This is a genomic window from uncultured Nitratireductor sp. (assembly GCF_913053745.1).
Lineage (GTDB): Bacteria > Pseudomonadota > Alphaproteobacteria > Rhizobiales > Rhizobiaceae > Nitratireductor.
On record NZ_CAJXGF010000205.1, the window covers coordinates 1 to 6,624 of the forward strand.

The 6,624-nt window shown below is 62.5% G+C and carries 10 protein-coding genes and 1 pseudogene; 3 read left to right on the forward strand and 8 right to left on the reverse strand.

What is annotated here, in order from left to right; all coding sequences use genetic code 11:
• The 8 genes and pseudogenes from QZ638_RS21720 to hisB form a co-directional block, all read right to left on the reverse strand.
• Positions 1 to 270, reverse strand: a pseudogene (locus QZ638_RS21720) (type I pantothenate kinase); the annotation flags it as partial.
• Positions 271 to 363: 93 nt separating this feature from the next.
• On the reverse strand, positions 364 to 684 hold the full coding sequence (locus tag QZ638_RS21725) for a phosphoribosyl-ATP diphosphatase (RefSeq protein ID WP_295814431.1): 321 nt from the start codon (positions 682 to 684) through the stop codon (positions 364 to 366).
• Positions 681 to 1,481: an imidazole glycerol phosphate synthase subunit HisF gene (gene hisF / locus QZ638_RS21730; RefSeq protein ID WP_295814434.1), complete on the reverse strand. Its 801-nt coding sequence runs from the start codon at positions 1,479 to 1,481 to the stop codon at positions 681 to 683. Before hisF ends, QZ638_RS21725 begins: the two co-directional genes overlap by 4 nt.
• 46 nt (positions 1,482 to 1,527) lie before the next feature.
• Positions 1,528 to 2,262 (reverse strand): 1-(5-phosphoribosyl)-5-[(5-phosphoribosylamino)methylideneamino]imidazole-4-carboxamide isomerase, encoded by a 735-nt coding sequence (gene hisA / locus QZ638_RS21735; protein WP_295814440.1) that lies wholly within the window; start codon positions 2,260 to 2,262, stop codon positions 1,528 to 1,530.
• A gap of 3 nt (positions 2,263 to 2,265) precedes the next feature.
• Positions 2,266 to 2,565 (reverse strand): DUF1330 domain-containing protein, encoded by a 300-nt coding sequence (locus QZ638_RS21740; protein ID WP_295814442.1) that lies wholly within the window; start codon positions 2,563 to 2,565, stop codon positions 2,266 to 2,268.
• Positions 2,562 to 3,215 (reverse strand): imidazole glycerol phosphate synthase subunit HisH, encoded by a 654-nt coding sequence (gene hisH, locus QZ638_RS21745; protein WP_295814444.1) that lies wholly within the window; start codon positions 3,213 to 3,215, stop codon positions 2,562 to 2,564. Before hisH ends, QZ638_RS21740 begins: the two co-directional genes overlap by 4 nt.
• A gap of 2 nt (positions 3,216 to 3,217) precedes the next feature.
• Positions 3,218 to 3,706 (reverse strand): DUF2628 domain-containing protein, encoded by a 489-nt coding sequence (locus tag QZ638_RS21750; RefSeq protein ID WP_295814445.1) that lies wholly within the window; start codon positions 3,704 to 3,706, stop codon positions 3,218 to 3,220.
• A 4-nt stretch (positions 3,707 to 3,710) separates the two neighbouring features.
• Positions 3,711 to 4,319, reverse strand: a complete 609-nt coding sequence (hisB, locus tag QZ638_RS21755; protein WP_295814448.1) for an imidazoleglycerol-phosphate dehydratase HisB — start codon at positions 4,317 to 4,319, stop codon at positions 3,711 to 3,713.
• A 283-nt stretch (positions 4,320 to 4,602) separates the two neighbouring features.
• Here hisB and hslV point away from each other — a divergent pair, with 283 nt between their 5' ends.
• The 3 genes from hslV to hslU form a co-directional block, all read left to right on the forward strand.
• A complete protein-coding gene (gene hslV / locus QZ638_RS21760) occupies positions 4,603 to 5,151 on the forward strand; it encodes an ATP-dependent protease subunit HslV (protein ID WP_295814450.1) in 549 nt (182 codons plus the stop codon).
• The gene (locus QZ638_RS21765; protein ID WP_295814452.1) at positions 5,141 to 5,680 is read left to right on the forward strand and encodes a GNAT family N-acetyltransferase; all 540 of its coding nucleotides are present in this window, start codon (positions 5,141 to 5,143) and stop codon (positions 5,678 to 5,680) included. The genes hslV and QZ638_RS21765 overlap by 11 nt, the downstream gene beginning before the upstream one ends.
• Positions 5,677 to 6,624 (forward strand): ATP-dependent protease ATPase subunit HslU (gene hslU, locus QZ638_RS21770; RefSeq protein WP_295814453.1); only part of this gene is annotated, 948 nt, incomplete at its 3' end. The genes QZ638_RS21765 and hslU, both read left to right, overlap by 4 nt.

The following is a 6,624-nucleotide window of genomic DNA, read 5'->3' on the forward strand; positions in this document are numbered from 1 at the left end:
GGGAGATTTGACCACGTCTTCGGAATCGAAGAACCCCTGCCTCTGGCGAAACAGGAGTTGGGTGGCTTCCACGTGAGCCGAAAGAAGCCGCGACATGGAAAGATAGATCCGGCTCACCTCTTCGAGATCGACCGGGTCGTTGAGAGACCGAAGCCGCCGGACTTCATCCTCTGTCAGCGTCAGCGGCGTATCGGCACGGAACTGCGCCCATTTATCGGCGCTGAAAATGCGATAGGGGGAGTATTTCTCCCCTGAGACAAGCTGATCCATGAAGTCTGCGGCCCCCTTCCTTGCCGCCATGGCTGTCTTTGATCCCTGGCTGTCGTTCATACACCGGATGATGCCATCCGAAGCGGAAACGATCTATCCCTTTCGGGATGCCTTCTCGTCGATGCCCGAGCGCGCGGTGCGGTTTTCGAGCTCGGCCATCACTTCGTCGAGCGAAACGCCCTCCAGTGTCAGAACCACGAGCCAATGATAAAGGAGATCGGCACTTTCCGAAATCAGCTCGTCCCTGTCGTGCGACACGGCGGCGATCACCGTTTCGACGGCTTCTTCGCCGAGCTTCTGCGCGGCCTTGGGCGTGCCCTTGGCGAACAGTTTTGCAGTCCAGGAATTCCCGTCGCCCGAACGCGCGCGTTCGGCGATGATGGCTTCCAGACGGGCGAGATCGAACTGGCTCATGCCTGCTCCGGGGTCTGCGCGGGATCGAGCCGCATGGGAATGCCGGCAGCGGCCATATGCGCCTTGGCCTCGCCGATTGTATACGTGCCGAAATGGAAGATCGAGGCGGCCAGAACCGCAGCGGCGTGGCCGTCACGAACGCCTTCGACCAGGTGGTCAAGCGTGCCGACGCCGCCAGACGCGATGACCGGGACACGCACGGCGTCGGCCACCGCGCGCGTCAGCGGAATGTTGTAGCCCGCCTTGGTGCCGTCGCGGTCCATCGAGGTGAGCAGGATTTCGCCGGCGCCGAGATCGACCACCTTGCGGGCAAACTCCACGGCGTCGATACCGGTCGGCGTGCGGCCGCCATGGGTGAAGATCTCCCAGCGCAGCGGCTCGCCCTCGCCGGAAACCTGCTTGGCGTCGATTGCCACGACGATGCACTGATTGCCGAATTTGTCGGCCGCGCGCGCCACCAGTTCCGGATCCTTCACCGCCGCCGTGTTGATCGACACCTTATCCGCACCGGCCAGCAGCAGCTTGCGGATATCGCCGACCTCGCGCACGCCACCGCCCACCGTCACCGGCATGAAGCATTGCTCGGCAGTGCCCGCCACCACGTCGAAGATCGTTTCGCGGTTGTCGCTGGAGGCGGTGATATCGAGAAAGCAGAGTTCATCGGCGCCGGCGGTATCATAGGCCTTCGCGGCCTCCACCGGATCGCCTGCATCGATCAGGTCGACGAAATTGACGCCCTTGACGACGCGGCCGTCCTTCACATCGAGACAGGGTATGACGCGGGCTTTGAGTGTCATGCGGGATTAGCCTTCTTGCGAGCCCGGTTCAGGCGACCGTCAACGCTCATGCAACCTCTCTCCTAAGCACCCGGAGCGCCTCGGCGGGATCGATCCGCCCGTCGTAAAGCGCCCGGCCGGAGATCGCGCCTTCGAGCTTCGCGGCATCGGGCATGGTCATGCGGACGATGTCGGCGATGGAGGCGAGACCGCCCGAAGCGATCACAGGAATGGAAACGGCGTCGGCCAGTTCGATGGTCGATTCCCAGTTGATGCCGGTCAAAACGCCGTCGCGGTCGATATCGGTGTAGATGATGGCGGCCACGCCAGCGCCCTCGAAACGTCGCGCAAGCTCGACCGCCGAAAGGTCCGAAGTCTCCGCCCAGCCTTCCACGGCGACCTTACCGGCGCGCGCATCGATGCCGACGGCGATCTTGCCCGGAAATGCCTTGCAGGCTTCCTTGACCAGCTCCGGATCGCGCACCGCCACGGTGCCGAGGATCACGCGCGAAAGCCCCTTGTCGAGCCACGCCTCGATATGCGCCAGCGTGCGGATCCCGCCGCCGAGCTGCACCGGGTTTTTCGTTGCTTTGAGGATCGCCTCGACCGCATCGCCGTTCACGCTCGCGCCGGCGAATGCGCCGTTCAGATCGACCACATGCAGCCACGCAAATCCCTGCTCCTCGAAGGAGCAGGCCTGAGCGGCGGGGTCGGCGTTGTAGACCGTCGCCTGGTCCATGTCGCCCAGCTTTAGCCGCACGCACTGGCCGTCCTTCAGGTCGATGGCGGGAAACAGAATCATGTGTCAGACGCCTTCGATAATGGTGAATCTGGCAGTCGAATTGGCAAGCCGGAACGCGAGCGCTTCCTGGTATTCCGGCGAATGGTAACAGGCGAGCGCCTGCTCGTAGGAGCTGAACTCGACAATCACCTGCCGATCGCCCGCCGGCCCTTCGGGATCGGTGTGTTGTCCGCCGCGGGCAAGGAACCTCGCTCCGTATTTTTCGAAGGCCTTCGCATTGGCATCGATATACTTCTTGTAGCCCTCGGGATCGGCGATATCGACCATCGCGATCCAGTAGCCTTTCCTGATTGTCGTGCTCATCGAGGTCTCCACCTGAGGAAGTTCGCGATCAGGGCCAGGCCGAGTGCCTGGCTCTTTTCGGGGTGAAATTGTGTGCCGGCGAGATTGTCGCGGGCAACGGCCGCGGTGAACGGTCCTCCGTAATCCGCTTCGGCCAGAATTTCGGCCTCCTTGCGGGCGGCCAGGTGATAAGAATGCACGAAATAGGCGTGCAAACCGTCGGCCCCGGTGGGGATTCCGTCGAACAGCGGATGCGAATGTTTCACGTGAATCGTGTTCCATCCGATCTGCGGAACCTTCAGATTCGCATCGGACGGGGTCATCTCCACCACGTCTCCGGCAATCCAGCCGAGCCCTTCCGTCACCGTCTTTTCCAGCCCGCGTTCGCTCATGAGCTGCATGCCGACGCAGATGCCGAGAAAAGGCCGCGCCTGATGGATGGCAACATCCGTGATCGCCTCGACCATGCCCGGCACCGCGTCGAGCCCCTTCCGGCAATCGGCATAGGCGCCGACGCCCGGCAGAACGATGCGGTCGGCGGCCCGCACCGCGTCGGCATGCGCCGTCACCGAAATCTCTGCCGCAATCCCGTTTTCACGCGCAGCCCGCTCGAAGGCCTTTGCGGCCGAGCGCAGATTGCCCGAACCGTAGTCGATAATCGCAACCTTCATCGTCAGCGCGCTCCGGGGTAGGAAAAGAGACCGAGCGCCGGTTCGCTGCCTCCGTGGCCTGTGCCTTTGGCCGGCACCGGCCTGTCTGTCAGGGCAGGGGGCGGCGTTTCCTTCGGCGGCACTTTTCGTGCAGAAACCAGTTCGGCCATGAAGCGGGTTTCCGCCTCGTCGCGATTGTCGGCATCGACCACGCCCCATTCGCGCCAACCGCGTCGCTCGAGCATAGCGACGCGCAGATTCCGCGCCTCCAGGGCGAGGAACAGCGAGAGGCAAAGCGAGGCGATTGTCGCAGGCATGGACCAGCCTTCCAGCGTGCCGAGCGCACCGATGAGAAGTGCTGCCGCCAGAGCTGCCAGCGCTTCCAACCACATACGATGCCACAGGAACCAGAGAAACGGCACGATGAACGCGATGAACGCAAAACCGTCGCGCACCAGGATCGCCTGTTCCAGGTCGCCCTCGGGCGGTTCCATCACCACATAGCTCGCCATCGGCCTACCCCTTCAGGCTGCCCTTGGTGGAGGGAACCGCATCGCGCTGGCGCGGATCGGCTTCGCAGGCCGCGCGCAACACGCGCGCCACCGCCTTGAAGCAGGTTTCGGCGATATGGTGGCTGTTGGCGCCGTAGTGATTGGTCACATGCAGGGTGATGCCGGCATTCTGGGAAAACGCCTGAAAGAACTCGCGCACCAGTTCGGTGTCGAACGTGCCGATCTTCTGCGTCGGAAACGCCACGTCCCAGACGAGGAAGGGGCGGCCCGACACATCCACAGCCGCGCGCGTCAGGCACTCGTCCATAGCCAGGTCGAGCGAGGCATAGCGGGCGATGCCGCGCCGCTCGCCGAGCGCCTCGGAAATAGCCTTGCCGATCGCAATGCCGCAATCCTCGACCGTGTGGTGGTCGTCGATATGCAGGTCGCCTTCGGCCTTGACCGTCATGTCCATCAGCGAATGGCGAGAAAGCTGTTCCAGCATATGGTCGAAAAAGCCCACGCCGGTGGCCACGTCGTAGCGGCCCTCACCGTCGATACCGACCTTGACGGCAATGGCCGTCTCGTTGGTCTTGCGGCTGATTTCGGCAGTGCGCGTCGTGCTGGAAGCCATGGTCTGTCCCCTTGCGCTCTCGGAAGGCCAGCCTTCTAGCAGCATGTTTCGGCAAAGACCAGAACCGTTGCCGCAATCACGATGCTTAGATCCTCAGCGGTCATGCTTCCAACCCTGATCCGCATTGCGTCAACCACCGCCATTCCGAGCTTGTCGAAGAGCGCGGACGGGGGTTCGCTGTTCGCCGGTCACGTCTGTCGCGTTTGCATTCCACATTGTTCAACTTACATATTCGCTCTGACGGTGCCGTGCCTCAATCGGGCGGCGCGAAAAGGAGTGTGCGATGAGCGAAGACAAATCCATGCACGCCACGACAATCGTCACTGTGCGCAAGGGCGGCAAAGTGGTGATTGCCGGCGACGGGCAGGTCAGCCTGGGCAATACCGTGATGAAGGGCAATGCGCGCAAGGTCAGGCGCATCGGCAAGGGCAATGTGATTGCCGGCTTTGCCGGGGCCACAGCCGACGCCTTCACCCTTCTGGAGCGGCTGGAAGCCAAGCTGGAACAGTATCCCGAACAGTTGATGCGCGCCTGCGTCGAACTGGCCAAGGACTGGCGCACCGACCGCTATCTGCGCCGACTCGAGGCGATGATGCTCGTGGCCGACAAGAACATCACCCTGGCTCTGACCGGCAATGGCGACGTTCTGGAGCCCGAACAGGGCATCATGGCCATCGGCTCCGGTGGCAATTACGCGCTCGCCGCCGCACGCGCGCTTAGCGATACCGACAAGGACGCCGAAGAGATCGCCCGCAAGGCAATGGAGATCGCCGCATCGATTTGTATCTACACCAATGATAATGTCGTGGTGGAAACCCTCGATGCCGGGTGAACAGGACCGGATAGACTTCGCTCCGGTCACGGCCGAGCACTATCCACTTATTCTCGATTGGCTCCGCCAGCCGCATGTGCGCGAATGGTGGGGCGATCCGAATACCGAGCTGGCCCATATCCGCGATATGGTGGAAGGGCGGGACACGACGCGACCTTTCGTGATCCGGCTCGACGGGCGCCCCGTCGGCTATATCCAGTACTGGTTCATCGCCGACAACAACGGTCCGGAGATTCTCGAGAAGGATCCATGGGTGGCCGAATTGCCGAAAGACGCCGTGGGTGTGGATCTCACCATAGGCGAGGCTTCGCTTCTTTCGCGAGGTATCGGCAGCCGTGCCGTGAGACAGATGGTCCGCCGGCTTTTCGATGAGGGTTACGCCAACATTATCATCGATCCGGACCCGCAAAACCGTCGCGCCGTGCGCGCCTACGAAAAGGCCGGTTTCCGCGCGGTTCCTCATCTGGAGGGCCACACCGAAGGCGTCCTCATCATGCAATACGACAAGAACAACGAGACGGACACATGACCACATTTTCCCCGCGCGAGATCGTCTCCGAACTCGACCGCTACATCATTGGCCAGAAGGACGCCAAACGCGCCGTGGCCATTGCGCTGCGCAACCGCTGGCGCCGCCAGCAGCTCGAACCGAAGCTGCGCGAAGAGGTGATGCCGAAGAACATTCTCATGATCGGCCCCACCGGCGTCGGCAAAACGGAGATTTCGCGCCGCCTGGCCAGACTCGCCGGCGCTCCCTTCATCAAGGTCGAAGCGACAAAGTTCACCGAGGTCGGCTATGTGGGCCGCGACGTGGAGCAGATCATCCGCGATCTGGTGGAAGTCTCCATCGGCCTTGTGCGCGAGAAAATGCGTGAAAACGTGAAGGCGCGCGCCCACATGAACGCCGAGGAGCGCGTTCTCGAAGCACTGGTCGGCAAGACCGCCAGCCCCGCCACCAAGGACAGCTTCCGCCAGAAACTGCGCAATGGCGAGCTCGACGACAAGGAAATCGAGGTGGAGGTTTCCGATTCCGGCGGCGGTATGCCGGGTTTCGAGCTTCCCGGCATGCCTGGCGCGAATATCGGTGTCCTGAACATCAACGACATGCTTCAGAAAGCCATGGGCGGCCAGCAGACCAAGAAACGGAAAACCACGGTCAAGGAATCCTACGAGCTGCTGATCGCCGACGAATCCGACAAGCTGCTCGACCAGGACGAGGTGATTCAGCGGGCGCTGGAATCGGCGCAGAACGACGGCATCGTCTTTCTCGACGAGATCGACAAGATCGCCACCCGCGAGAGCGGCGTCGGTGCAGGCGTTTCGCGCGAAGGCGTGCAGCGCGATCTGCTGCCGCTGGTGGAAGGCACCACCGTTGCGACGAAATACGGCCCCGTCAAAACCGACCACATCCTGTTCATCGCATCGGGCGCGTTCCACGTTTCCAAGCCCTCCGATCTTCTGCCGGAGCTTCAG

Bases quoted from the DNA above. Each gene is read 5' to 3' on its own strand.
- QZ638_RS21750 (WP_295814445.1), bottom strand. From the start codon at position 3,706: ATGGCGAGCTATGTGGTGATGGAACCGCCCGAGGGCGACCTGGAACAG.
- QZ638_RS21740 (WP_295814442.1), bottom strand. From the start codon at position 2,565: ATGAGCACGACAATCAGGAAAGGCTACTGGATCGCGATGGTCGATATC.
- hisH (WP_295814444.1), bottom strand. From the start codon at position 3,215: ATGAAGGTTGCGATTATCGACTACGGTTCGGGCAATCTGCGCTCGGCC.
- hisA (WP_295814440.1), bottom strand. From the start codon at position 2,262: ATGATTCTGTTTCCCGCCATCGACCTGAAGGACGGCCAGTGCGTGCGG.
- QZ638_RS21765 (WP_295814452.1), top strand. From the start codon at position 5,141: ATGCCGGGTGAACAGGACCGGATAGACTTCGCTCCGGTCACGGCCGAG.
- hslV (WP_295814450.1), top strand. From the start codon at position 4,603: ATGAGCGAAGACAAATCCATGCACGCCACGACAATCGTCACTGTGCGC.
- QZ638_RS21725 (WP_295814431.1), bottom strand. From the start codon at position 684: ATGAGCCAGTTCGATCTCGCCCGTCTGGAAGCCATCATCGCCGAACGC.
- hisF (WP_295814434.1), bottom strand. From the start codon at position 1,481: ATGACACTCAAAGCCCGCGTCATACCCTGTCTCGATGTGAAGGACGGC.
- hisB (WP_295814448.1), bottom strand. From the start codon at position 4,319: ATGGCTTCCAGCACGACGCGCACTGCCGAAATCAGCCGCAAGACCAAC.